At 67.9% G+C, this 23311-nt stretch carries 17 protein-coding genes, 1 tRNA gene, 2 rRNA genes and 1 riboswitch (1 of these 21 running past the window's edge); of the genes, 13 read left to right on the forward strand and 7 right to left on the reverse strand.

Annotated elements, in window-relative coordinates; all coding sequences use genetic code 11:
* The 7 genes from M8231_RS03095 to M8231_RS03125 all read left to right on the forward strand — a co-directional run.
* Positions 1–492: ribosomal RNA gene (locus M8231_RS03095) — 23S ribosomal RNA — on the forward strand (it extends 2288 nt beyond the left edge of the window).
* Between the two features lie 89 nt (positions 493–581).
* Positions 582–696: ribosomal RNA gene (rrf, locus tag M8231_RS03100) — 5S ribosomal RNA — on the forward strand.
* 104 nt (positions 697–800) lie between these two features.
* Positions 801–877 (forward strand) — tRNA-Met (locus M8231_RS03105).
* A gap of 306 nt (positions 878–1183) precedes the next feature.
* Positions 1184–1406: riboswitch (cobalamin riboswitch) on the forward strand.
* 109 nt (positions 1407–1515) lie between these two features.
* Positions 1516–2502, forward strand: a complete 987-nt coding sequence (locus M8231_RS03110; RefSeq protein ID WP_249751223.1) for a DUF1852 domain-containing protein — start codon at positions 1516–1518, stop codon at positions 2500–2502.
* A gap of 27 nt (positions 2503–2529) precedes the next feature.
* Positions 2530–3558: a methionine synthase gene (locus tag M8231_RS03115; protein WP_249751222.1), complete on the forward strand. Its 1029-nt coding sequence runs from the start codon at positions 2530–2532 to the stop codon at positions 3556–3558.
* 5 nt (positions 3559–3563) lie between these two features.
* Complete coding sequence (locus M8231_RS03120) at positions 3564–4562, forward strand: bile acid:sodium symporter family protein (RefSeq protein ID WP_249751221.1); 999 nt, start codon at positions 3564–3566, stop codon at positions 4560–4562.
* Positions 4563–4587: 25 nt separating this feature from the next.
* Positions 4588–5127 carry a flavin reductase family protein gene (locus M8231_RS03125; protein WP_250202232.1) on the forward strand — a complete coding sequence of 180 codons (540 nt, stop codon included), beginning with the start codon at positions 4588–4590 and terminating at the stop codon, positions 5125–5127.
* Positions 5128–5182: 55 nt separating this feature from the next.
* On the opposite strand, the gene M8231_RS03130 is transcribed toward M8231_RS03125, so the two are convergent.
* The gene (locus M8231_RS03130; protein ID WP_250202233.1) at positions 5183–7255 is read right to left on the reverse strand and encodes a TonB-dependent receptor domain-containing protein; all 2073 of its coding nucleotides are present in this window, start codon (positions 7253–7255) and stop codon (positions 5183–5185) included.
* Positions 7256–7331: 76 nt separating this feature from the next.
* On the opposite strand from M8231_RS03130, the gene M8231_RS03135 reads away from it, so the two are divergent.
* Positions 7332–7619, forward strand: coding sequence for a helix-turn-helix domain-containing protein (locus tag M8231_RS03135; RefSeq protein WP_250202234.1), 288 nt, complete (start codon positions 7332–7334; stop codon positions 7617–7619).
* A 5-nt stretch (positions 7620–7624) separates the two neighbouring features.
* On the forward strand, positions 7625–8380 hold the full coding sequence (locus M8231_RS03140) for a class I SAM-dependent methyltransferase (RefSeq protein WP_249751218.1): 756 nt from the start codon (positions 7625–7627) through the stop codon (positions 8378–8380).
* Positions 8381–8432: 52 nt separating this feature from the next.
* Here M8231_RS03140 and M8231_RS03145 read toward each other — a convergent pair whose 3' ends face one another.
* From M8231_RS03145 to M8231_RS03160, 4 genes are all read right to left on the reverse strand, one after another.
* Positions 8433–8804, reverse strand: a complete 372-nt coding sequence (locus tag M8231_RS03145; RefSeq protein ID WP_250202235.1) for a MerC domain-containing protein — start codon at positions 8802–8804, stop codon at positions 8433–8435.
* Positions 8805–8946: 142 nt separating this feature from the next.
* On the reverse strand, positions 8947–9381 hold the full coding sequence (locus tag M8231_RS03150) for a transcriptional repressor (RefSeq protein WP_249751217.1): 435 nt from the start codon (positions 9379–9381) through the stop codon (positions 8947–8949).
* A gap of 7 nt (positions 9382–9388) precedes the next feature.
* Complete coding sequence (locus tag M8231_RS03155; protein WP_249751216.1) at positions 9389–10798, reverse strand: YncE family protein; 1410 nt, start codon at positions 10796–10798, stop codon at positions 9389–9391.
* A gap of 23 nt (positions 10799–10821) precedes the next feature.
* Positions 10822–12840 carry a TonB-dependent receptor domain-containing protein gene (locus M8231_RS03160; protein WP_250202236.1) on the reverse strand — a complete coding sequence of 673 codons (2019 nt, stop codon included), beginning with the start codon at positions 12838–12840 and terminating at the stop codon, positions 10822–10824.
* Positions 12841–13018: 178 nt separating this feature from the next.
* On the opposite strand from M8231_RS03160, the gene M8231_RS03165 reads away from it, so the two are divergent.
* The 4 genes from M8231_RS03165 (at position 13019) to M8231_RS03180 (ending at position 20729) form a co-directional block, all read left to right on the forward strand.
* Entirely contained in the window at positions 13019–14005 is a 987-nt protein-coding gene (locus tag M8231_RS03165) for a LysR family transcriptional regulator (protein WP_250202237.1), read from the forward strand.
* Positions 14006–14224: 219 nt separating this feature from the next.
* Positions 14225–17131, forward strand: coding sequence for a TonB-dependent receptor (locus M8231_RS03170; RefSeq protein ID WP_431307121.1), 2907 nt, complete (start codon positions 14225–14227; stop codon positions 17129–17131).
* Between the two features lie 86 nt (positions 17132–17217).
* Positions 17218–19167 (forward strand): glycoside hydrolase family 3 protein, encoded by a 1950-nt coding sequence (locus M8231_RS03175; protein WP_250202239.1) that lies wholly within the window; start codon positions 17218–17220, stop codon positions 19165–19167.
* 32 nt (positions 19168–19199) lie between these two features.
* Positions 19200–20729 (forward strand): tryptophan halogenase family protein, encoded by a 1530-nt coding sequence (locus M8231_RS03180; protein ID WP_250202240.1) that lies wholly within the window; start codon positions 19200–19202, stop codon positions 20727–20729.
* Here M8231_RS03180 and M8231_RS03185 read toward each other — a convergent pair.
* Both M8231_RS03185 and M8231_RS03190 read right to left on the reverse strand, forming a co-directional pair.
* Positions 20702–22048 (reverse strand): glycoside hydrolase family 30 protein, encoded by a 1347-nt coding sequence (locus M8231_RS03185; RefSeq protein WP_250202241.1) that lies wholly within the window; start codon positions 22046–22048, stop codon positions 20702–20704. The two genes, M8231_RS03180 and M8231_RS03185, sit on opposite strands and share 28 nt — an antisense overlap.
* A gap of 150 nt (positions 22049–22198) precedes the next feature.
* Positions 22199–23176, reverse strand: a complete 978-nt coding sequence (locus M8231_RS03190) for a LacI family DNA-binding transcriptional regulator (protein ID WP_348521885.1) — start codon at positions 23174–23176, stop codon at positions 22199–22201.
* Positions 23177–23311: the final 135 nt, after the last annotated feature.

Genomic DNA, 23311 nt, shown 5'->3' on the forward strand with positions numbered 1-23311 from the left:
CGGTGGTCCCGCGTGGAAGGGCCATCGCTCAACGGATAAAAGGTACTCTAGGGATAACAGGCTGATTTTGCCCAAGAGTCCATATCGACGGCAAAGTTTGGCACCTCGATGTCGGCTCATCACATCCTGGGGCTGGAGCAGGTCCCAAGGGTATGGCTGTTCGCCATTTAAAGTGGTACGTGAGCTGGGTTCAGAACGTCGTGAGACAGTTTGGTCCCTATCTGCCGTGGGTGTTCGAAGCTTGAGAGGATCTGTCCCTAGTACGAGAGGACCGGGATGGACATACCTCTGGTGGACCTGTCGTGGCGCCAGCTGCGCAGCAGGGTAGCTAAGTATGGAATAGATAACCGCTGAAAGCATCTAAGCGGGAAACTAACCTCAAAACAAGGCTTCGCTGAGGATCGTGGAAGACTACCACGTTGATAGGCCAGGTGTGGAAGCGCGGCGACGCGTGTAGCTTACTGGTACTAATAATCCGATCGGTTTGATCGTTTCTCAGCAAAACTCATTCGATGATTGCTTCCTTGACCGAAGCAATCTCAGACAATGTCTTCTCTTCATTCCGCTGTCCGCCTCGTTGACCTGGTGGCTATGTCGGAGGTTCCCCACCCGATCCCATTCCGAACTCGGTCGTTAAGCCCTCCAGAGCCAATGGTACTTCGTCTTAAGGCGCGGGAGAGTAGGTCGCCGCCGGGTCTACCAGGCGGACAGCCGAATGAAGCGATTATCCTTGGCCTACCGCGCTTCGCGCGACTTGAGGCCAGGCTCGAACCGTTCTTCCTCACGATCCTACCGTTCGCCGCGGGATGGAGCAGCCCGGTAGCTCGTCAGGCTCATAACCTGAAGGTCGCAGGTTCAAATCCTGCTCCCGCACCCAATGTCACCTCACTTTCCAAAGTGAGCCGAATATCAGAACCCCCGCCGGCAGCCGCCGCGGGGGTTTTACTTGTCTGGATTCCGTGCCGGAGAAAACGCGATAGCCCGGCGCACGAAACGTCCTTGGCCACCTTGTTGCAGGCCTGCAGGGAAGGTGCATTTCCGCGATCCGGCAGGTCAGGTGCGTCTTCACGCCGATCAGCACGCGGCGTCCTGACGTGAGGCCGACGCGGCGGCCAGGGTCGCCTATGGGAAATAAACATATAAGGATATCCTTATATCATTCTTGACTTCGCCGGCGCCTGTGGCAGGGTAGCGGCGTCGAGGTTCTGCGCGCGGCTTTCGGGCTGGGCGGAGCTAAGAGGGAAGCCGGTGGAACGCTTGCTGCGTTGATTCCGGCGCTGCCCCCGCAACTGTGAGCGGCGAGCCGAAGGTCCATCTCGTGTCACTGACGCCCCCGGGCGTTGGGAAGGCCGGACCGGAAGCCGTGACCCGCGAGCCAGGAGACCTGCCCCGACAGATAACGTCCTCCGGCGGGGTGTCGGTCAGGCCGCATGAGCGCCGGCACGGGACGATCCCGCGTGCGAGCGGTCGCGCGTTCCTGCCTGCTGTCTCGCCACAGCATCAACGGCAAAGAGCATGGCGAGCAGCGACTTCACCTTCACCCTCAAGCGCACCGCGCTGGACGAGAACTACGTTCCTGCCGAAAACACGCGGATCACGACCAACTTCGCCAATCTGGCCCGGGGCGAGAGCCGTCAGGAGAACCTGCGCAACACCCTCAGGATGATCGACAACCGCTTCAACTCGCTGGCGGCTCAGGACAATCCGAAGGGGGATCGCTATGCGGTCGAACTGCAGATCGTCTCCGTCGAGATGAGCGTCGCCCCGGGCGAGGGGACAGACAGCTTCCCGCTGATCGAAATCCTTCAGACGACCATCGTCGATCGACAGACCGGCGCGCGCATCGACGGGATCGTCGGCAACAACTTCTCCTCCTACGTCCGCGACTACGACTTCAGCGTGGTGCTGCCGGCGCACATGAAGGCCAATCCCGGCGCCTTCGCGCCGGCCGACTTCGGCGACCTGCACGGCAAGCTGTTCAAGCATTTCCTGAAGTCGGCCGCCTATCGGGACAATTTCGGCAAGCCGCCGGTCATCTGCCTGAGCGTGTCGAGCAACAAGACCTATCACCGGACCGGCGCCGAGCACCCCGTGCTGGGTATGGAATATGAGAACGACGCGTTCTCGCCGACCGATCAGTATTTCGCGAAGATGGGGATGAAGGTCCGCTATTTCATGCCCAAGGGCAGCGTGGCGCCGTTCGCCTTCTATCACATCGGCGACCTGACGGGCGATTACACCGATCTGGAGCTGGTCAGCACCATCGCCACGATGGAGACCTTCCAGAAGATCTATCGGCCCGAGATCTACAACGCCAACTCCCCGGCGACCGAGCAATATCAACCCAGCCTGAAGGCCCAGGACTATTCCTTGACCCGGATCGTCTATGACCGGGAGGAGCGCAGCCGGCTGGCCGTCGAACAGGGCCGGTTCGTCGAGGAGCGCTTCATCAAGCCCCACCGGGCCGTCCTGGACCAGTGGTCCGCCGACTTCGCCGCCTGATCCGTCCCGAATTCACGAGCCCGACGCATGACCAAACTCTTTCCCACCTCGACCGCCGGCAGCCTGCCCAAGCCCTCCTGGATCGCGACGCCGGAGGTGCTCTGGTCGCCCTGGAAGCTGGAAGGCGAGGATCTGGTCGCCGGCAAGCAGGACGCCCTGCGTCTGGCGGTCGACGATCAACAGAAGGCGGGCATCGACATCGTCGGCGACGGCGAACAGACCCGCCAGCATTTCGTGACGACCTTCATCGAGCACCTGGACGGCGTGGATTTCGAGAAGCGCGAGACGGTGCGCATCCGCAATCGCTACGACGCCAGCGTGCCGACGGTGGTCGGCGCCGTATCGCGCTCCAAGCCGGTCTTCGTCGAGGACGCCAGGTTCCTGCGGGCCCAGACCGACCAGCCGATCAAATGGACCCTGCCGGGGCCGATGACGATGATCGACACCCTCTATGACGCCCACTACCAGAGCCGCGAGAAGCTGGCCTGGGAGTTCGCCAGGATCCTGAACGAAGAGGCGCGGGAGCTGGAGGCCGCGGGGGTCGACATCGTCCAGTTCGACGAGCCGGCCTTCAACGTCTTCTTCGAAGAGGCCAACGACTGGGGGATCGCTGCGCTGGAGCGGGCGGCCGAGGGTCTTAAATGCGAAACCGCCGTCCACATCTGCTACGGCTACGGCATCAAGGCCAACACCGACTGGAAGAAGACCCTCGGCTCCGAATGGCGCCAGTATGAGGAGACCTTCCCCAACCTGCAGAAATCGAGCATCGATATCGTCTCGCTGGAATGCCACCACTCGAACGTGCCGATGGACCTGATCGAACTTATCCGGGGCAAGAAGGTCATGGTCGGCGCCATCGACGTGGCCTCGGACATCGTCGAAACGCCCGAGGAGGTCGCCGACACCCTGAGGAAGGCGCTCCAGTTCGTCGACGCGGACAAGCTCTATCCATCGACCAACTGCGGCATGACACCCCTGTCGCGCCGGGTCGCCAACGGCAAGCTGAAGGCCCTGGGCGCGGGCGCCGAAATCCTGCGGAAAGAACAGGCGGCCTGATCGGCATGACCGCGTTGCTGAACCGGCTGCGGCTGGACCCGTATATCCTCGCCATCATGGCCATGGTGGTCTTGGCGGCGGTGCTGCCCGCGCGCGGCGCCGGCAAGGACGTGCTGGACGTGGTGGTGCACGCCGCCATCGCGATCCTGTTCTTCATCTATGGCGCGAAGATTTCGCCGGCGGCGATCTGGGCGGGGATCACCCACTGGCGGCTGCAAGGCCTGGTCTTCGCCACGACCTTCGTCGTCTTCCCCGTGATCGGGCTGGGGATCGTCGCCCTGACGCGCGGTCATCTGGACGACGGCCTGGTCACCGGCCTGCTGTTCCTGTGTCTGTTGCCCTCGACGGTGCAGTCCTCGATCGCCTTCACCTCGATCGCGCGCGGCAACGTCCCGGCCGCGATCTGCTGCGCATCGGTGTCCAATCTGGCCGGGGTGGTGATCACGCCGGTGCTGGCCACGATGTTCCTCAGCGCCCAGTCCGGCGGCCTGTCGCTGGACGCCGTTCGCGACATCGCCTTGCAGATCCTGCTGCCGTTCGTGCTGGGTCAGGTCGCCAGGCCGATCGTCGGCGACTGGTTCACCCGGCAGAGGACGCTGACGATGCTGGTGGATCGCGGGTCGATCCTGCTGGTGGTCTATTCGGCCTTCAGCGCCGGGGTGGTGGCCGGGATCTGGAGCCAGGTCACGCCGCAAAGCCTGGCGCTGGTGGTCGTTCTGGACCTCCTGATGCTGGCGATCGTCCTGGTCTTCACGACCGCGGCCAGCCGCCTTCTGCGCTTCAGCGTCGAGGACGAGATCGCCATCGTCTTCTGCGGTTCGAAGAAGAGCATGGCCAGCGGCCTGCCGATGGCCAACATCATCTTTCCGGCCGCCACGGTGGGCCTGATCGTCCTGCCGCTGATGCTGTTCCACCAGATGCAGCTGATGGTCTGCGCCGCCCTGGCCCGGCGTTACAGCCGGCGGCCGGAAGAGGCGGTCCGGCCGGTCACGGCGCCCGCATGACGCGGCGCGCAACGAGGTCCCGCACATGACCCCCCTCAGCGACATCACCGAACAGACCGATCTGCGTCGGCTGTTCGGGCGGTTCCCGACCGGCGTCACCGCCCTGTGCGCCATGGATGACGATCAACCGCTCGGCATGACCGCCAGCGCCTTCGTCGCGGTCTCGCTCGATCCGCCCCTGGTGTCGGTGTGCGTCAAGCACGGCTCCTGGACCTGGCGGCGACTGCGTACGCGCGAACGCCTCGGCATTTCCTTTCTCGGCGACAGCCACGCCGTGGCGGCGCGCCAACTGGCGCAGCGCGGAGAGCAGCGGTTCTCAGGCCTGGATTATGAGGCGGGGGCCAGCGGCGCCCTGTTTCTGGCGAGCGCGACGGCCTGGCTGGAATGCTCGATCGACAAGGAGATCGAGGCGGGCGACCACGACATCGTCCTCCTTCGGCTCCACCGGTCCGCCGCCGCCGACGGCGTGCTGCCGCTGATCTTCCATTCCAGCGATTTCCACACGATCACGCCGCTCCGACGAGCGAGCGCCGCCGCGGTGACGTCGTCGCCTCAGGCGTCCTGAACGCAGGGCGTCCGGGCGGTCGGCGGAGGCGATCCTGTCGCCTCCGCCTTGCGCCTCAGAACCGCGCGCGCAGGCCCAGGACGAAGTTGCGGCCGCGCAGCGGCGCCAGGGTGCTGATGAAGGAGGCGTGGTTCAGCGCCCGTTCGTCCAGCAGGTTGGTTCCGCGCACATAGACCTGGGCGCCGACCGGCCCCAGGTCGAAGTCGTAGGCCGCCGTGGCGTTGACCATGTCGTAGCCCGGCGTCGTCGTCTCATAGTCGGCGATCCGATCCTGTTCGAAGACGCGGATGTATTCCAGCGAGCCGGACCAGGGGCCCTGGACAAGATCGCCGCGGGCGCCGAGGCGGGCCGCCGGGATGCGGGGCAGGTCGCCGCCGTCATCCAACTCCGCCTGGACGTAGTCGCCGAACACGGTGGCCGACAGGCCCGGCGCGAAGCGATGGGTCGCTTCGCCCTCGACGCCGGTGAAGGTCGCGTCCGCCTGGGTGTACTGGATCAGGCGGAAGTCCTCGAACTGGTCCAGCGTGTCGGCGTAGATGTAGCCGTCATAGGCGTAGCGATAGGCGCTGGCGGCGAAGGTGGTGTCGCCGCGCGTCTTCTTGATCCCCAGTTCGGCCGAGACGACCGTTTCCTCGTCCAGATCGGCCGATCCCATCTCATAGGTGTTGGTCGCCAGGTGCACCCCCCGGGCGTAGAGCTCCTGGACGTTCGGGGACCGCTGGGAGCGGGCGACCGACAGGGACAGGGCGTAGTCGGGCGCGAAACGCCAGCTGGCGCCGACCGAGGCGGAGAAGGGCTGGAAGTCGCGTTCCGGGTAGCGGCTGGCCGGCGTTCCGCCCGGAACGCGTGAGGTCTGCCATTCCTGCCTGAGCGCGCCCTCCAGGTTCCAGTCGCCCAGATCGTAGGTCTCCAGCAGAAACACGGCGGCCGTCTCGGTCTCGCTGGGCTGGACGAACGATTCCAGGCCGTCGGCGGCGAAGTCGCTGCGCGAGACCTGGCCGCCGATCACGCCGCGCAAGCCGGCGACGGGCGCGTGCTGCACCTCCAGGCGCGCGTCGTAGCCGGTGTTGGAGAAGGTGGTGGCGACCGTCCCGTCGTCGATCTCGTCGTGCTGGTAGTCGGTGTAGCCGCCGCGGAAACGGATGCGCTCCACGCCCGCGAAGGGATCGCGCAACTCGCCGCGTACGTCGACGCGTCGGCTCACCAGGTCGACGGTCGGCACGTGTTCGTGTTCATGCTCGTGGTCATGGTCGTGATCGTGGTCATGGTCGTCCTCGTCATGGTCATGGCCGCCGCAGTGCAGGCTGGAGCCGTGCGGATGGCAGTCCTCGTACTCATGACTGTGGCCCGGCAGTCCATATTCGCTGCGCTGTTCGGTGAAGGCCGCGCCCAGGTAGCCGCGCGAGCCGATCCACGACAGGCCCAGCGTGCCGGTGGACGAGCTATTGAACGAGCCGTCCAGCACGTCCTCGTCACCGTCCGGGATCTCGTAGTCGTCGGTGCTGCGCGTGGCGGCCTCGACCCGCACGGCGAAGCCGTTTCCGCCGGCGGTCAGGCCCGCGACCGCCGCCTCCTCGTTGTCGGCCGAGCCGAGACGCACCTCGGCGACCCCTTCGCCGCCGTTCGCCGGCACGGCAGTCGGCACCTTCTTGTCGATCAGGTTGACCGCGCCGCCGATGGCGCCGCCGCCATAGAGAAGGGCGCTGGGACCCCGCAGGATCTCCACCCGGTCCAGCAGCAGGGGCTCGCCGCCCACCGCGTGATCGGGCGACACCTCCGAGGCGTCCATCAGGGCCGAACCGTCCGTCAGCACCTTGACGCGCGGGGCGGTCTGGCCCCGGATCACGGGCCGGCTGGCGCCGCCGCCGAAGGTGTCGGAACTGACCCCCGGCAGGCCATTCAGCGTGTCGCCCAGGGTCGCCTCGCGGCGATGGACCAGGTCGTCGCCGGCCAGCACCGCGACGTTGGAGACGACGGCGTCGCGCGACCGTCCCAGGGGATCGGCGGTGACCACCACCTCCTGCAACTGCGGGACGCCCGGTCCGGACTGATAGGCTGTCTTGGCCTGAACGCCGGTGGCGACAGCGGCCGCTGCCGCGGCGGATAGAAGCATGGTCTTGGAACGCATTGTCGCACCCCCGTTTTCGAAAGAGGGCTTTTGGCTATGTTATACCGTATCGTTACTCAAGGGCGTGACCGAAGGAATGAGCCGATCTGGGATGGGGCAGGATGTCGCACGGGACCTTCAGGAAGAGATCTGGAGGGAGGTGCATCGCGCCTTCGCGCGGCGTCGGGACGAGGAGGGGCTGACCCAGGCCGAGCTGGCCCGTCGCATGGGTCTGCAGCGAGAGCGGGTGCACTACTGGCTGAGCCGGCCCGAGCACATGACGCTCAAGGCGGCGGCCCGCCTGCTGGCGGGCATGGACGCGCGGCTGGAGTGCCGCACGCGCGCGCTGGAGCCCGCTCGGCCGCCGTTCGAACAGGCCGCCTGAGCGGCATGGCCTCCGCGCTGTTCGGACATGTCGAGGCGCTGCAGGGACGCACGCCCTGGGGCGGCTTCCTGGACGCCGGCACGGGCGTGAACTCCAGCCTGTGGAGCACGGCGCTCAAGACCGAGCGCTGGGTCGGCGTGACCGGATCGGCCGGCCATGCGGCCCAGGTGCGGGATCGGGCCGGCGCGGCCCTACGCCCGCAGGACCGGTTGGTGGTCGGGAACTGGACCGACGAAGGACTGCTGGCCGGGGACCGGTTCGACACGGTCCTGGCCGACTATCTGCTGGGGGCGGTGGAGGGCTTTTCGCCCTATTTCCAGGCGCAGCTGTTCCGGCGGCTGAAGCCCCATGTCGGCGGCGTCCTCTATGTGGTCGGTCTGGACCCCTATGTCGTCGGCCCGGTCGACACCGAGGCCGATCGCATGGTGCGGGCCATTGGGCGGATGCGCGATGTCTGCCTGACGCTGGCCGATGAGACGCCCTATCGCGAATATCCGGCGGAATGGGCGGTCAACAGCCTGACGGAGGCGGGGTTCACGGTGACCTCGGCGCGACGGTTTCCCAACCGCTATCGGGAGTCCTGGGTGAACGGCCAACTCGACATGGCGCGGCGTCGCCTGCCCCGGATCGCCGACCAGGGCTTGGCGGAGCGGCTGGGCCAGTCGATCGAACGCCTGCGCGCCGAGGGCCTGACCCTGTGCCGGCGCGAGGACGGTCTTCGAAGCGGCGCCGACTGGGTGATCCGGGCGGCGGTGGCCTGAACCCGCCGCCCCTCCGGTTCAAGCGCCTGTTTGCGGCGGGCGCCATAGCCGATCAGTGGGCGTGGCTTCGCTTGCGCCAGTTGACGATATGGGCGCTGGCCAGGATCAGGCCGCCCGCGATCGTCATCGGCGTCTCGGCCTCGTGGCTCGGGAACTCGGCCGCGGCGAGAAACAGCAGCGCAACGCCCAGCGCGCCGGCCCCGATCAGGGACCAGTTCCGCCGGCCCTCCGCATCGGGCAGGCTCAGCACATAGGCGGCCAACGGTCCGGCCATGCCGGCGAACAGCCAGTGCACCCACGCCGCCTCGGCCCAGGCGCCCGCCAGCGGAAACAGGCTGACCAACAGCGGCAGGGCCAGACAATGGATCATGCACAGTCCCGACAGGGTAACCCCCATCGCATCGCCCGCTCTTTGCATCGCCATGTGCCGCCTCTCCGTTTCTGTAGAAACGTTATATAATAACACATGAAGCTGAGGCCAGCCCCCAGGTCGTGAAATTGATGCGTCTGTGCGCCGCACGGTCGAGGGCAAGGGCGGCGTCTCTTGCGACGCCGCTCCCCCGTGTTCAGGCCTGAAGGTCCGGCCGGGCGGGCAGGGGCGTGACCCGCACCTCGACGCCTTCGGCCAGGGCGAAGCCGGCCCGGGTCAGGGCGGCGTGAAGCGCGTCCAGGGCGTCCGGAGCCTCGATCTGGCGGACGGCGCCGGCGCTGGCGTCGACCAGGGTGATGCGGCGCGCGGCGCCCTTCAGGCTGAAATAATGTCGGCGGCCGTCCCGCGCCGACAACTCCGCCACGCCGGCGTCGCGCAGCAGGTTCAGCGTGCGCGAGACCGTGGCGCGGGAAACGGGACCATGCCGGCGCGCGTCGAGCCACAGTTGCTCGGCGTGAACCGGCCGATCCGCGGCGGCGAAGGCCCGGAGCACGGCGGCGCGCTCCGGGTTCACCAGGTGACCGCGCGCCTTCAGCACGCCGGCCAGCCTCTCGGCCGAGGACGCCGTCATGCCGGCCTCAGCGGCGCGGCGTGATGCGCCAGACGGTGTTGGCGTCGTCCTGTTCGCCGCCCTTGGTCACCGCATAGATCACCCCCCGGCCGTCGGTCGCGACGTGATTGGCCTGGGGCGCGCCATCCAGACTGGCCAGCAGCCGGCCGTCCGCATCGACGACCGCGATCGTGCTGGAGCCGCGATTGGCCACGAAGGCCTGGCGGCTGACCGGATCGAAGACGACGTTCAGGGCGCCGGCGCCGACCGGCGTGTCGGCGACCACGGCGCCGGTCTCGCCGTCCAGGATCACCACATTGTCGGACCCCTGCGCGGCCACGAAGATCCGGCCGGTCCGGGGATCGTGCGACACGCCGATGGCGCTGCGGGCGCCGGGGACGGGCAGGACCTTCAGCACCGCGTCCGTGCGGGTGTCGATGACGGCGACCTCGTTGGTGCTGTTGCTGACGACATAGAGGCGGTGCGCCTCGGCGTTCAGCGACAGGCTGGCGGCCGAGAACCGCTCGCCGCGCACGGTCGAGGCGATGGCGATGCGGCGGGCGACCTCGGGCCGGGCGGTGTCGAAGACGACGACTTCCGGCTCGAAGGTGGCGCTGGCGTAGGCCTTGTTCAGGGCCTGGTCCACGACGACGTCGCGGGCGTGGTTGACCGTGCCCGGATCGAACTGGCGCACCAGGGACAGGTCGGACTGGCGATAGACCGCCACGGTGTTCTGGCGGCTCTGCGTCACCCAGACGGTGTCGTGCGCGTCGTCCACGCCGACGCCATACACCGCGAACAGGCCGCCGTCGGCGGGCGCGCCGTCGCGTCCGACGCGCGCCGGCGCCGGGGCCGGCGTCATGCGCGCCTCGATGGCCAGGGTGTCGGCGTCCATGCGCAGCAGCTCGGACTGGCGCACCGGCGGGCGGCCCACGGCCGAGGTGACGAAGATCGCGTCGTTCTTGGCGCTGTAGGCCGACTGATAGAGGCCGCGCGTCGCCGCGCCGCGCAGGATGTCGTAGCGGTCCTCGCCCGAGGCCGGGATGGCCGGCGACACCTTCAGCTCGGCCACGACGGCGGCGTAGGGGGCGGGCGACACGACCACCAGCGGGTGGACGCCCACGGCCGCGTCGGCGGGCAGGCGGAAGCGGGCCTCGAAGCCGCCCTCGGCGTCGGCGGTCAGGTCGGGCGTCAGGGGCGTGGTTCCGTGCAGCAGCCGCACGGTCTGGCCGGGCGCGAAGCCCTGGCCCGTGGCCGTCACTTCGGCGCCGGGCAGGATGGGCTGGCCCCGCGTCGCGGCGGCGAACCCGACCCGGCCCTCGAAGGTCTTGGCCGGCGCGGGAAAGGCCGCGGCCGACTGGGCCAGGGCGGAAGAGGCGGGCAGGGCGGCGCCCAGAAGCGCCAGGACGGCGGCGGAAGCGGCGATGTCGCGGATCATGGTCATGGTTCCTTCGGCCTGGATCAGAAGCGGGCGGTCAGACCGGCCCAGACACGGGCCTTGTCGTTGACGTAGCCGTATTCCTCGTAGTTCATCTCGTGGTTGAAGAGGTTCTGGATGCCCGCACGCAGCGTCACCTTGTCGTCGAGCCTGTAGGAGCCGCCGACGTCGACGGTGGTGTAGGCCGGGGCCAGGATGTTCGACCCGCTGGGCTGCACCGTCGATTGCAGTTCCTGGCCGTAGTAGATGGCGCGGATGAAGCCGCTGACCCGGGCGTGGCGCGGGCGGAAGGTCAGGGCGACGCTGCCCTGCGATTCCGGCGTCTGGTTCAGCGACGCCCCGGCCTGGGCGCCCGTCAGCTGTTCGGAATCGGTCAGGGTGCCGGTGGCCTTCAGCGTCATGCTGTCGGTGAGGCGGGCGTCCAGCGTCGCCTCAAGTCCCTGGATGCGCGCGTCGTCGATGTTGACGTAGGTCGTGGGCGGGCGGCCGATGGAGCTCAGCGGCTCGTCAACGCACCAGGCCTGGGCCTCCAGGCAGGTGACGCGCAGGATCTTGTCCTTGAAGTCGGTCTGGTAGGCCGTCAGCCCGATCTCGACGCGCGGCGAGACCGTATAGATGACGCTGCCCTCGTAGGTCAGCGAGGTCTCGGCCTCCAGGTCCGGGTTGCCGTAGATGGTGCCGCCCCGGCTGTTCTGGCCCCAGTCGGCCAGGGTCTGGCGGATGTCGGGCGCGCGAAAACCGGTCGAGACGCCGCCCTTGACGATCAGGCCGTCCGTGGGCTTCCACACGCCGTACAGGCGCGGCGAGACCTGCGAGCCATAGAGGTCGTGGTCATCCAGGCGCACGCCGGCGGTCAGGGCGAAGCGGGAGGTCAGGCTCCATTCGTCTTCGGCGAACAGGGCCCATTGGGTCCGGTCGGCCGCGTCGCGGACATTGCCGTCGACGGTCAGGCCGTTGCCGCTGGGCGCATACAGGTCGGCGAAGTTGTAGTAGGCCCCGATGTTCAGGATGTGCGCGCCGATCGGCACGATCCAGGCCGTCTGGGCGACCGTGTTCTTGATGTTGACGTCGGTTTCCTTGCGGGTCGCGTCCTCGAACTGGACGAAGGACTGGGACGTGGAGCGGCCCCAGACGCCCGAGTGGTTGATCGAATAGACGAAGCGCTCCTGGCTCTGGATCGATTTCGTGCCTTCCGGCGCGTCTTCGGTGATCTCGGTGGTGCGGCCCGCCGTCTGGATGGACTCCTGATCGTAGTAGGCGGCCTCGAACAGCAGGTCGTGGTTCGGGTTCAGGCTCCAGCCCAGCTTGGCGGACAGGCTGTCGTCCTTGCGCTCGGGCGAGGCGGTCAGGATGTCGTCCTCGGCGCGGCGGTTCATCGACGCCGACAGCTGCAGGCCCAGGGTGTCGGCGATCAGCGGCCCGCTGGCGTACACGCTGGCGTCGTAATAGTCGCCGTAGTCGCCGTCCGTCTGCGCCGTGCCGTTGACGCGGACGCTGCCGGTCCATTCGTCGCCGATGCGGCGGGTGATGACGTTGATCACCCCGCCCATCGCGTCGGAGCCGTAGAGGGACGACATCGGGCCGCGCACCACCTCGATGCGCTCGATCATCTCAACCGGCGGCAGCAGGCCGCTTTCGGCGATGTTGCCGCCGTTGGTGCGCGACTCGCGCGAGTTCAGGCGCTTCCCGTCCACCAGGATCAGGGTGTAGGCGCTGCCCAGGCCGCGGATGGAGATGTCGCGGCTGTTGCCCTCGCCAGGCGTCACGGTGACGCCGGGCACGTCCAGCAGCACGTCGGTGATCTGGGTGTAGGGGCTGCGCTCCAGGGTTTCGCGCGTGATGACGCTGATGGAGGCCGGCGCGTCCTTGACCTGCTGCTCGCGCCCGGCGGCGGTGACCACCACTTCCTCCAGTTCCGACGGCGCCGTGGCCTGGACCGTGTTCTGGACCGTGTTCTGGGCCCGGGCGCCCGAAGCGCACAGGGCGGTGGTGGCGAGAAGGACGGCGCTCAGGACACGCGGTCGGGTCGTGAAGACAGGCATGAAGCTCCCCTGGTGAAGACGGCGCGACAGCGTTCGACCTGCGTCGATCCGCCGCCGAGATCGGTCAGGCTCCGCCTTTGAAAGCGGAGCCGGGCGCATCTAATAGTCATTCGCAGAACGGGCCATGACGACCTCGGCATGAGGCTCATGCGCGCGTCACATAATGGAGACCACCGCCTTGCACCTCGCGCGCCGCCTGGACCTGCGCCTTCTGTCCAGCCTGGAAATCCTGCTGGAGACCAGGAGCGTCTCGCGCGCGGCCGACCGTCTGGGCGTCAGCCAGCCCGCGATGAGCCGCATCCTGGCGCGCCTGCGGGACCAGCTGGACGATCCGCTGCTGGTGCGCGGGCGCGGCGGCATGGTCCTGACGCCGCGGGCCGAGGCGCTGGCGGGTCCGCTGAAGGGCTGGCTGAGCCAGGGGGAGGCCATGTTGCGGCCGGCGGCGTTCGATCCCGCCAGCCTGGACCGCACCTTCCGCATCGCCTCCACGGACTTCGGCATCCTCAGCGTGATCCGGCCCGTGGCTCCGGCCCTGGCCGAGGCGGCGCCCGGCGCCTCGATGGAGATCGAGGCCCTGTCCGCCAACAGCCTGCGCCGGCTGGCCGAGGGGCGGCTGGACCTCGTCGTCATCGGCTATCCGCCCGAGGGCAACGGCGTCCGCTTCCGCAAGCTGTTCACCGAAAGCCGCCTGGGCCTGATGCGACGCGGGCACCCCGCCTCGGCTGTCGCGCTGACGCCGGACAATCTGTTCGACTGGCCGCATGTCACGGCCCTGGTCGGCGACGGCTTCAGCGATCCCCTGGAGCACCTGGCCGGCGAAGGCCAGGGCCGGAAGGTGCTGATGGCGGCCCCGAGCTTCGCCAGCGTGCCCTTCATGGTGGCCGACACCGACGCCCTGGCCATCCTGCCGTCGAAGGCGGCGCGTCACTTCGCCCGGGTTTACGACCTGGACACCTTCGAGCCGCCGATCCCGCTGCCGACCTTCGACTATTATGTCGCGTGGCATGATCGGTCCCTCGCCGACCGCGCCACGCAATGGCTGGCCGAGGAGATGGCGGACTCCGTCGCCGCCTTCGAAGAACGGAAGCGCCAAGCGGTCGTCCGGCCGCCAAGGATGCCGGCCACGCCGCCCCCGATCGGTCTGCTGGCCGCAACGGCGCGGTGAGCGGATCGCCTCTGGGACCCTGTCCGCTGGACGCCGCTTTGCCCGTGACCGCACTGGCGCCGTCCTGACCTCCCATCCAGATCGGCAGGCCCGCTGAGACACCGCCATTGGACTTGCAGTTCCTCCAAGATGCGATAGGGTTATGGAAGCGCTTCCAACAGCGCCAATGAAATAGGGGCATGCCGCCAAGGCGTGTCGAGGGAACGGAAGGGGAGAGCCATGGGCAGCGCATTCGCTGGCTTTGATGAAACACGTTCGAAGGGAAGGTCGCGACTGCGGTTGACCGCGTCTCTTCTGGCGCTGGCGGCGGGGCTGCCGGGGGCCGCCCTGGCCCAGCAGGCGACGGAGCCGGCGGACGCCAGCCAGCCGACCGAGGTCGAAGAGATCGTAGTCACCGGCCTGCGGCGGGGCCTGGCGGATTCGATCGCCACCAAGCGGAACGAGACCTCGATCGTCGAGGCGGTGTCGGCCGAGGACATCGGCAAGCTGCCGGACGTTTCGATCGCGGAGTCGATTGCGCGCCTGCCCGGGCTCGCGGCGCAGCGGGTCAACGGACGCGCCCAGGTCATTTCCATTCGCGGCCTGGCGCCGGACTTCACCACCACCCTGCTGAACGGTCGCCAGCAGGCCAGTTCGGGCGACAACCGGGCGGTGGAGTTCGACCAGTATCCGTCGGAACTGCTGTCCGGCGTGGTGATCTACAAGTCGCCGGACGCCGAGATTTCGGGCATGGGCCTGTCGGGCACGGCGGACCTGCGCACCGTGCGTCCGCTGGAGTTCGGCGACCGCGCCCTGGCGATGAACCTGCGCGGCGAGATGACCGAGGGCGACGCGCTGAACGACGACATGCGCAACTACGGCGGCCGTTTCTCGATCAGCTATATCGACCAGTTCATGGACGACACCCTGGGCGTGGCCTTCGGCTACGCTCACCTGGATTCCCCGTCCCAGAACCAGCACTTCAAGGCCTACAACTACGAGGCCTTCGGCGGCGTGTGCCAGCCCAATCCCGACGACGTGGCGCCCTGTTCGCCCAATACGGTGACGCCGGACGCGGCCGACGCCGCCCTGATCGTGAACGGGCAGGAAATCTTCGCCACCTCGCGTCTGAATCAGCGTGATGCGGCCATCGGCATCATCGAGTGGCGGCCGAACGACCGGCTGCGGTCGGTCCTGGACCTCTATTATTCCAAGTTCGACCAGGAAGCTGCGACGCGCGGCGCGCAGTGGTTCTCCAACGGCTGGGCGGACGGCGCCTATTTCACCGATGTCGTCGCTGAGGATGTCGGCGGGTCTCTGATCGCGCGCAGCGGCACGCACCACAACGCCGTCCCGATCATCCGCAACGACTACAATACCCGCCAGGACGAGATTTTCTCGGCCGGCCTGAACACCGAATACCAGCTGAGCGACCGGACACGGATCGTCGCCGACCTGTCGTATTCGACCAATCAGCGGACCGAGCAGATCCTCGAGACCTACGCCGGCTACGGCCAGGGCGTGGGCGGCGTGTCGGGGGCGACGCCGGACGTCGGCCGCACCTATGACGTGATCGACTTCGTCATCAACGACGACGGCTATCCGACCTATTCGGAAGGACTGGACTACGCCGACGCCTCCCAGGTGACGCTGGGCGACCGCGCGCCGTGGGGCGGCTGGGCGCACGATGGCGCCATTCGCTTCCCGGATGTCGAAGAGAGCATCCTTGCCTTCGACGTCAAGGGCGAGACGACGATGGACGGCTTCTTCCACACCCTCACCTACGGGGTGAACTGGGCCAACCGCGACAAGTCCAAGCGGGTCGACGACTTCGACCTGTTCCTGAAGAACGGACGTCAGCAGGTGCTGGTCGATCCGCAATATCTGGTGACGCCGACCTCGCTGGACTGGGCCGGCTTCGGCGAGGTGCTGTCGATCGATCTGGAGCGCGCGCTGGACGTCTATTACGACCGGGCGCCGATCCTGGACGCCAACTTCTACGACAAGAACTGGGACATCGAGGAAGAGGTCACGACCGCCTTCGTCAAGCTGGACTTCGAGGGCGGGAACTGGCGCGGCAACGTCGGCATGCAGTTCGTGGGCCAACACCAGGAGTCCACCGGCGTCGTCATCAATGGCACGGAGGCGGGACAGCCGATCGTGCCAACCTCGGTGACGAAGGGGGCGGATTATCTCGACATCCTGCCCAGCCTGAACCTGATCTACGACCTGGGCCGCGGACAGCGCATTCGGTTCGCCGCCTCTCGCACCATGGCGCGGCCGCGCATGGACGAGATGCGGGCCAATGTCACGCCGGGCTTCAACTCCCTGGTCTGCACCGGGCAGAGCTGCCAGCCGGGGCAGGTGGTCAATCCGTGGTCGGCCTCGGGCGGCAATCCGGAGCTTGAGCCGTGGCGGGCGAACGCCTTCGACTTGGCCTATGAGTGGTACGTGGACGCCACGACCTATCTGTCGATCGCGGGCTTCTACAAGGATCTGGAAAGCTACATCTACGTCCAGAACGGCACGTTCGACTTCACCGGCATTCCCTTGCCGTCCACCGCATCCGCCATCCTGGAGACGGGCGCGATCATCAGTCCCATCGGGCAGATCAGCCTGCCGGCCAACGGCGACGGCGGCACGGTGCAGGGACTGGAGATCAGCGGGGCGCTGAACTTCGGCACGGTGTGGGAGCCGCTGGACGGCCTGGGCGTGCTGGGCAGCATCTCCTTTACGGAGTCGGACCTGAATCCGGCCCCGGACGGACAGACGGTGCGCATCCCGGGCCTGTCGGGCACGGTCTACAACATCACCGGCTACTACGAGAGGAACGGCTTCCAGGCCCGCATCTCCAAGCGGTTCCGCGAGGCGTTCAAGGGCGAAGTGGTCCAGTTGTTCGCCACGCGCGGCTACACGGAAATTCTCGACGACGAGCAGATCGACGCCCAGATCGGCTACACCTTCGAGGAGGGGCCGCTGGAGGGACTGGGCCTACTGTTCCAGGTCAACAACCTGACGAACTCGCCCTATCGCACGCGGATCGGCATCGACGGCGGCGGCGTCACCACGGCGGACGGCGGCGCATTGCCGGAAACCTACGAAGAGTACGGCCGGCAGTTCCTGTTCGGCGTCAACTACCGGTTCTAGGGCGCGTCTTCCCCCGCTCTGGCCTGGGCGGGACGCCCGTCGTCCCGCCCGTCTTTCTTTTATCCAGAAACGAAGAGATTCGGCGCATGACCTTCCACAAGACGACGCTGCTTCCCCTGCTGCTGCTGGCCGGCTGCGCCGTCGCGCCCATGACGGACGTCGCGGGTCCGATAGACGGCTCGGACTGGCCCGCGCTTCGGGCGCCCGCGCCGGACGCCGCGATGGAGGCCCGCATCGCCCGGATCGTGGCGGGCATGACCCTGGCGCAGAAGATCGGCCAGATCACCCAGCCGGACGTGCGCTACATCACGCCCGACGAGGTCCGTCAGTACTACATCGGATCAGTGCTGAACGGCGGCGGCGCCTGGCCCGGGATGAACAAGCACGCGACGGTCGCCGAGTGGGCGGCCCTGTCGGACCGTTTCCACGATGCGGCGCTGGCGACCGACATGGCCACGCCCATTCCCCTGATCTGGGGCACGGACGCCGTTCACGGCCACAACAACGTCTCGGGCGCCACCCTGTTTCCGCACAACATCGGCCTGGGCGCCGCGCACGATCCCGCGCTGATCGAGCGGATCGGACGGGCGACGGCCCGCCAGGTGCGCGCCACGGGCATCACCTGGGTTTTCGCGCCCACCCTGGCGGTCGGCGAGAACCGCCGATGGGGCCGGACCTACGAAAGCTATTCCAGCGATCCGCAACTGGTCGCCGAATACGGCGAGGCGCTGGTCCGCGGACTTCAGGGGCGGCTGACCGGCGACGGGGACGTGGTCGCCACCGCCAAGCACTACATGGGCGACGGCGGCACCTACAACGGCGTCGACCAGGGCGAGACCCGCGCGACCCGCGCCGAGATGATCACCCGGCATGGCGCCGGCTACTACACCGCGCTGAACGCCGGCGTGCAGACCGTCATGGCCTCCTACAGCAGCTGGAACGACGTCCAGGCCGGGCGCGACTACGGCAAGATGCACGGCAGCCGCGAGATGCTGACCGACGTGCTGAAGGACCGCCTCGGCTTCGACGGCTTCGTCGTTTCGGACTGGAACGGCATCGAGCAGGTCCCCGGCTGCACCAAGTCGCACTGTCCCCAGGCGATCAACGCCGGCGTCGACATGGTGATGGTCCCCGAGGACTGGCGCGCCTTCATCCAGAACACCACCCAGGACGTGGAGGCCGGCCGCATTCCCGTGTCGCGCATCGACGACGCCGTGACGCGCATCCTGCGGGTGAAGCTGCGCTCCGGCCTGTTCGACCGCGCCCCGTCTGACAGTCGCTTCAACGGCCGCGCGGAGGCGATCGACGCGGCGGAACTGGCCCGTGAAGCGGTCCGCAAGTCGGTCGTGCTGCTGAAGAACGAGGACAAGGCCCTGCCGCTGGCGCGAGGCGCGGGCAAGGTGTTGGTGGTTGGCGACAGCGCCGACAGCCTGTCGAACCAGACCGGCGGCTGGTCCCTGACGTGGCAGGGGACGGAAAACTCCAACGCCGACTTCGCGACCGGATCGACGCTGCTGGGCGCGCTGAAGTCCCAGTTGGGCGCGGAGAACGTGGTCTATTCGCCCGACGGCTCAGGCGTGGACATGAGCGCCTTCTCCAAGGTCGTGGTGGTGCTGGGGGAGACGCCTTACGCGGAATACAACGGCGACGTCCGCTTCCCCACGCCGGTCCAGCACAGCCGCCTGCATCCGCGCGACCTGGCGGCCCTTCGCGCCGTATCGGGCAAGGGCGTGCCGGTGGTGTCGGTGCTCTATTCCGGGCGCCCCGCCTACGCCAACGACCTGATCAACCTGTCGGACGCCTTCGTCGCCGCCTTCCTGCCGGGCACGGAAGGCGCGGGGCTGGCGGACGTGCTGCTGGGCGGCCGTTTCGACTTCACGGGACGGCTGTCTTTCGCGTGGCCCGGATCGGCCTGCAGCACGGGCGAGGGGGCGGGCGACGTGGTGCAGTTCCCACGCGGTTACGGCCTCAGCTACGCGCGGCCCGCGCGCACCGGCGAACTTCCCTTGCCCGCGACGCCGGGAACCTGCGACTAAGCAGCACAACAAGACCCTCCAGGGAGGAAGGCGTGCGCCAACTGAAGAGGATCCTCATCGTCGGGGGCGGGTCCGCCGGCTGGATGACGGCCGCCCTGTTCTCGAAACTGTTCCGGGGCCGGTACGACATCACGCTGGTGGAGTCGGACGCCATCGGAACCATCGGCGTCGGGGAGGCCACCATCCCGGCGATCAGGAAGTTCAACGAGCTGATCGGACTGGATGAGAACGACTTCATCCGTCGGACCCAGGGCAGCTTCAAGTTGGGCATCCAGTTCGTCGATTGGTTGCGCAAGGGCGATCGCTACATGCACGCCTTCGGCGTGATCGGACGGGACCTGGGCTGGCTGCGCTGCCACCAATACTGGCTGAAGATGCGGGAGAGCGGCGGCGCGGGCGACCTTGGCGCCTATTCCATCAATGCGGCGGCCGCGCTGGAGAACCGCTTCATGCGGCCCGACCCCAAGATGAGGTCGTCCCCGCTGGGCCAGATCACCTACGCCTTCCAGTTCGACGCCGGGCTCTACGCCCGCTACCTGCGACAGATGTCCGAGGCGGCCGGCGTCGTGCGGCGCGAGGGCAAGGTCTGCGCCGTCCAGCTGCGAGCCGAGGACGGCTTCGTCGAGTCCGTCACCCTGGAAGACGGCGAGGTCATCGCCGCCGACCTGTTCGTCGATTGCTCGGGCTTCCGCGGCCTGATCATCGAGGAGGCCATGAAGACCGGCTACGAAGCCTGGACGCAATGGCTGCCGTGCGACCGGGCCATCGCCGTGCCCTGCGCCCGCACCGAGCCGTTCACCCCCTACACGCGGGCCACGGCGCGGGACGCCGGATGGCAGTGGCGCATTCCGCTGCAGCACCGCACCGGCAATGGCCACGTCTTCTCGAGCCGGCACATGGACGAGGCCGAGGCCGAACGGGTCCTGCTGGCCAATCTGGATGGGGCGCAGCTGGCCGAACCCAAACGCATACGGTTCGTCACTGGCAAGCGGCGCCGGATATGGAACCGGAACTGCGTCGCGGTCGGTCTGGCGGCGGGGTTCCTGGAGCCGCTGGAGTCCACCAGCCTGCACCTGATCCAGTCGTCGCTGATCCGTCTGGTGCGGCTGATGCCCGACGCCGGGTTCGACCCCGCCAACATCGACGAGTTCAACCGCCAGACCGACTTCGAATACGAGCGGGTGCGGGATTTCATCATCCTGCACTACAAGGCGACCGAGCGGGACGACACGCCCTTCTGGCGCCACTGCCGGGACATGCCCGTGCCCGACACCCTCCAGCGCAAGATCGACCTGTTCCGCGCCAACGGCCGTGTGTTCCGCGAGGACGACGAACTGTTCACCGAGGAGAGCTGGATCCAGGTCTTCCTGGGGCAGGGGATCACGCCGCGCCATCCCGATCCCCTGGTCGACGTGACCGACGAGGCGGCGATCGACCGCTATCTGGGCGACATCCGCAGCGTCGTCGGCAAGTGCGTCGCCAGGATGCCGCCGCACCCCGACTATGTGGCCCGGATCGTCCAGGCGCCGCAGGGTCAGGCGGCCGGCGCTTCCCAGACATAGGTGGCCGCGCTGCGGGCCGGCAGAACCGTCTCGCCGCGCCAGCCTTCCTCGCCCACCGTCAGCGGAGCGGGCTCGGCGCGCTCGTTGTACAGCACCAGCACGCGCTGGCCGTCGGGGTTGACGAAGGCGACGCTAGAGACGCCTTCGATCTGGCTGGACCCGACCCGCACGGCCCCGGGCCGCACGAAGCGGCTGGCGTGGCCGAAGGCGTAGTATTCCTGGTTCGGCGTCACCGCGCCCGTGCGGCTGTCGATCGTCACGACGCCCCGGCAGTCGCCGCATCCGCCGGCGTGCGGTCCATGGTTCTCGTCCAGCGCGAGATTCCACATCAGGACGCCGCGCGCCCAGTTGCGCGTCGAACCGATGATCAGCGTCTTCATCGTCCAGCCGAAGGAGTCTCCGAAATCGGCGGCCCAGTCGCCGCCTGAGCATTCGGTGAAGAAGACGTCCTTGTCGGGATGGACGCGTCGGACCTGGTCCTGAGCGGCGACGTCGCCGGCGTAGCAATGCCAGGCGACGCCCGAGACGTAACGGCGCGCCGTGTCGTCGGCCAGCACGCCCAGCGGCTGCTGGGGCTGGTCCCAGTTGTGGTCCCAGTCCAGGATCCTGGCGTCGATCCCGGCCTGGGCCAGGGCCGGCCCCAGGTGGCGGCCGATGAAGACCGCGCGCTGCGTCGCCGGCCATCGCATGCCGGGATAGCTGTCCGGCTCGAAGTCCGGCTCGTTCTGGATGCTGAGGTAGTCGGTCGGCACGCCGTTGTCGGCCGCGGATCGGATGTAACGCAGCCAGTAGTCGGCGTAGGTCGTATAGTGTTCGGGCTTCAGCGTGCCCTGGATCAGGCTGCCGGTGGTCTTCATCCAGCCGGGCGCGCTCCACGGCGAGGCCATGACCTTGAGGTCCGGATTGATCGCCATCGCGGCGCGCACCGTCGGGAAGACATGCTCTTCCATGCGGCGCGTCGAAAACCCCGCCAGTGTGGGGTCGGGCGCGTCGGCCAGGCTGTAGTGGTCGAGCGAGAAATCCGAGGCGCCGACCGTCACCCGCGTGAAGCTGAAGCCCAGTCCTTCGCCGTCGCGCCCGAAAAGGGTTCGAAGCAGCGCGTCGCGCGCCGCGGGCGTCAGGCGGGTCTGGATCAAATAGGCCGAGGCGTCGGTGATGGAGGCGCCGAAGCCGACCATGGACTGCTTGCGATCGTCCGGCGTGACCACGATCCCCGGGGCGTCGCGCCCGTCCCGTCGAAGCACGAACGGGGTCTGCTCGCTCAGGAGCCGGCTCTGGTCGCCGGTCGTGACCCAGTGGCGCACGGGCGTCTGCGCCAAGGCTGGCGTCTCAAGGATCGCGGCCGCCACAGTCGCGGCCGCCAGGATCCCGAGGATTGTTCTCGTCCGTCGCATGGATTTCCTCCTGCCCGCCTGCCGGCCGGTCATTGTTATGGAAGCGCTTCCAGCATCGCAGTCCTGGTTATCGAGTCAAGGCGCGCCGGGCGGTCCGCTGGACTCGCGGGCGATCACCCTGTGGGGCAGGGTCTCGAAGCGGGGGCCGTCCTCTTCCCCCGCCAGTCGCCGGGCGATCGCGCTCACCGCCGCTCCAGCCATGTCCTTCAACGGCTGGTGCACGGTCGTCAGCGGGGGCCAGACGATTTCCGACATCGGCGTGTCGTCGAACCCCGTGATGGAAAGTTCGTCCGGCACCGACAGGTGCAGGCCGTGCGCGACCGACAGGGCGCCGGCGGCGGTGTCGTCGTTGGCGCAGATGATGGCGGTGGGCGGGCTCCTTTCGCCGAGCAGCCGTCGCGTATGTTCGACCCCGGAGCGGAAGGTGAAGTCGCCGCCCAGCACGCGGACGGACGCCGGGTCCAGGCCTTGGCTCTTCACCGCGCGGCGCAGCCCTTCGAGACGACGGGCGGCTGAGAGGTGGCTCTCAAGGCCCGTGATGTAGGCCAGGTTTCTGTGACCCAGGCCGAGCAGGTGGCGGGCCACGTCGTAACCGCCCGCCTCATCGTCCACGCCGACGCCGTCGGCCAGGCCGCGGGTCGACGGCGAGGGCGAGATCAGGGCGACGGCGCATTGAGCGGTCGCGGCCTTCACCAGATCAGGGTCGTCAGAGAACGGCGGCGTCAGCACCACGCCCTGGCAGCGCTGGGTGCGGATCAGCTCCAGCACCTGCCGCTTCCAGTCGGGGCTGTGCTGCGGCACGTGGTGCGTCAGGAGATGACGCCCCTGGACCAGGCACTCGCGCAGCGCGCCCAACTCCAGCGCCGACGCGTAGAACGAGTTGGGTTGCGCATCGAAGTCGGAGGCGAACACCAGAGCGATCAGACCGCTGCTGCCGCTGGCCAGGCTGCGCGCCTGCGGGTTGACGGAGTAGTTCAGCGACCGGACCGAGGCCCAGACGCGATCGCGGACCTCGGGGCGGACGTTCGGCCCGTCGTTGAGCACGCGGGACACCGTCGTGCGCCCTACGCCGCTATGGCGCGCCACGTCATCGATGGTCGGTCGGCGAGCCTGCATTCTTATCCCGCGAAGCGCGGCCCTTCTATGGAGGAAACGGCCGCGGTTCGTCCACCTCTCCGACCGTTCGCG

Origin of the sequence: Brevundimonas albigilva (assembly GCF_023573565.1) — a bacterium.
GTDB classification, from domain to species: domain Bacteria; phylum Pseudomonadota; class Alphaproteobacteria; order Caulobacterales; family Caulobacteraceae; genus Brevundimonas; species Brevundimonas albigilva.

Excerpts from the sequence above, each read along its gene's own strand:
- M8231_RS03130 (WP_250202233.1), bottom strand. The coding sequence starts at position 7,255 with ATGCGTTCCAAGACCATGCTTCTATCCGCCGCGGCAGCGGCCGCTGTC.
- M8231_RS03140 (WP_249751218.1), top strand. The coding sequence starts at position 7,625 with ATGGCCTCCGCGCTGTTCGGACATGTCGAGGCGCTGCAGGGACGCACG.
- M8231_RS03145 (WP_250202235.1), bottom strand. The coding sequence starts at position 8,804 with ATGGCGATGCAAAGAGCGGGCGATGCGATGGGGGTTACCCTGTCGGGA.
- M8231_RS03150 (WP_249751217.1), bottom strand. The coding sequence starts at position 9,381 with ATGACGGCGTCCTCGGCCGAGAGGCTGGCCGGCGTGCTGAAGGCGCGC.
- M8231_RS03175 (WP_250202239.1), top strand. The coding sequence starts at position 17,218 with ATGACCTTCCACAAGACGACGCTGCTTCCCCTGCTGCTGCTGGCCGGC.
- M8231_RS03120 (WP_249751221.1), top strand. The coding sequence starts at position 3,564 with ATGACCGCGTTGCTGAACCGGCTGCGGCTGGACCCGTATATCCTCGCC.
- M8231_RS03135 (WP_250202234.1), top strand. The coding sequence starts at position 7,332 with ATGAGCCGATCTGGGATGGGGCAGGATGTCGCACGGGACCTTCAGGAA.
- M8231_RS03155 (WP_249751216.1), bottom strand. The coding sequence starts at position 10,798 with ATGATCCGCGACATCGCCGCTTCCGCCGCCGTCCTGGCGCTTCTGGGC.
- M8231_RS03160 (WP_250202236.1), bottom strand. The coding sequence starts at position 12,840 with ATGCCTGTCTTCACGACCCGACCGCGTGTCCTGAGCGCCGTCCTTCTC.
- M8231_RS03115 (WP_249751222.1), top strand. The coding sequence starts at position 2,530 with ATGACCAAACTCTTTCCCACCTCGACCGCCGGCAGCCTGCCCAAGCCC.
- M8231_RS03170 (WP_431307121.1), top strand. The coding sequence starts at position 14,225 with ATGGGCAGCGCATTCGCTGGCTTTGATGAAACACGTTCGAAGGGAAGG.
- M8231_RS03125 (WP_250202232.1), top strand. The coding sequence starts at position 4,588 with ATGACCCCCCTCAGCGACATCACCGAACAGACCGATCTGCGTCGGCTG.
- M8231_RS03110 (WP_249751223.1), top strand. The coding sequence starts at position 1,516 with ATGGCGAGCAGCGACTTCACCTTCACCCTCAAGCGCACCGCGCTGGAC.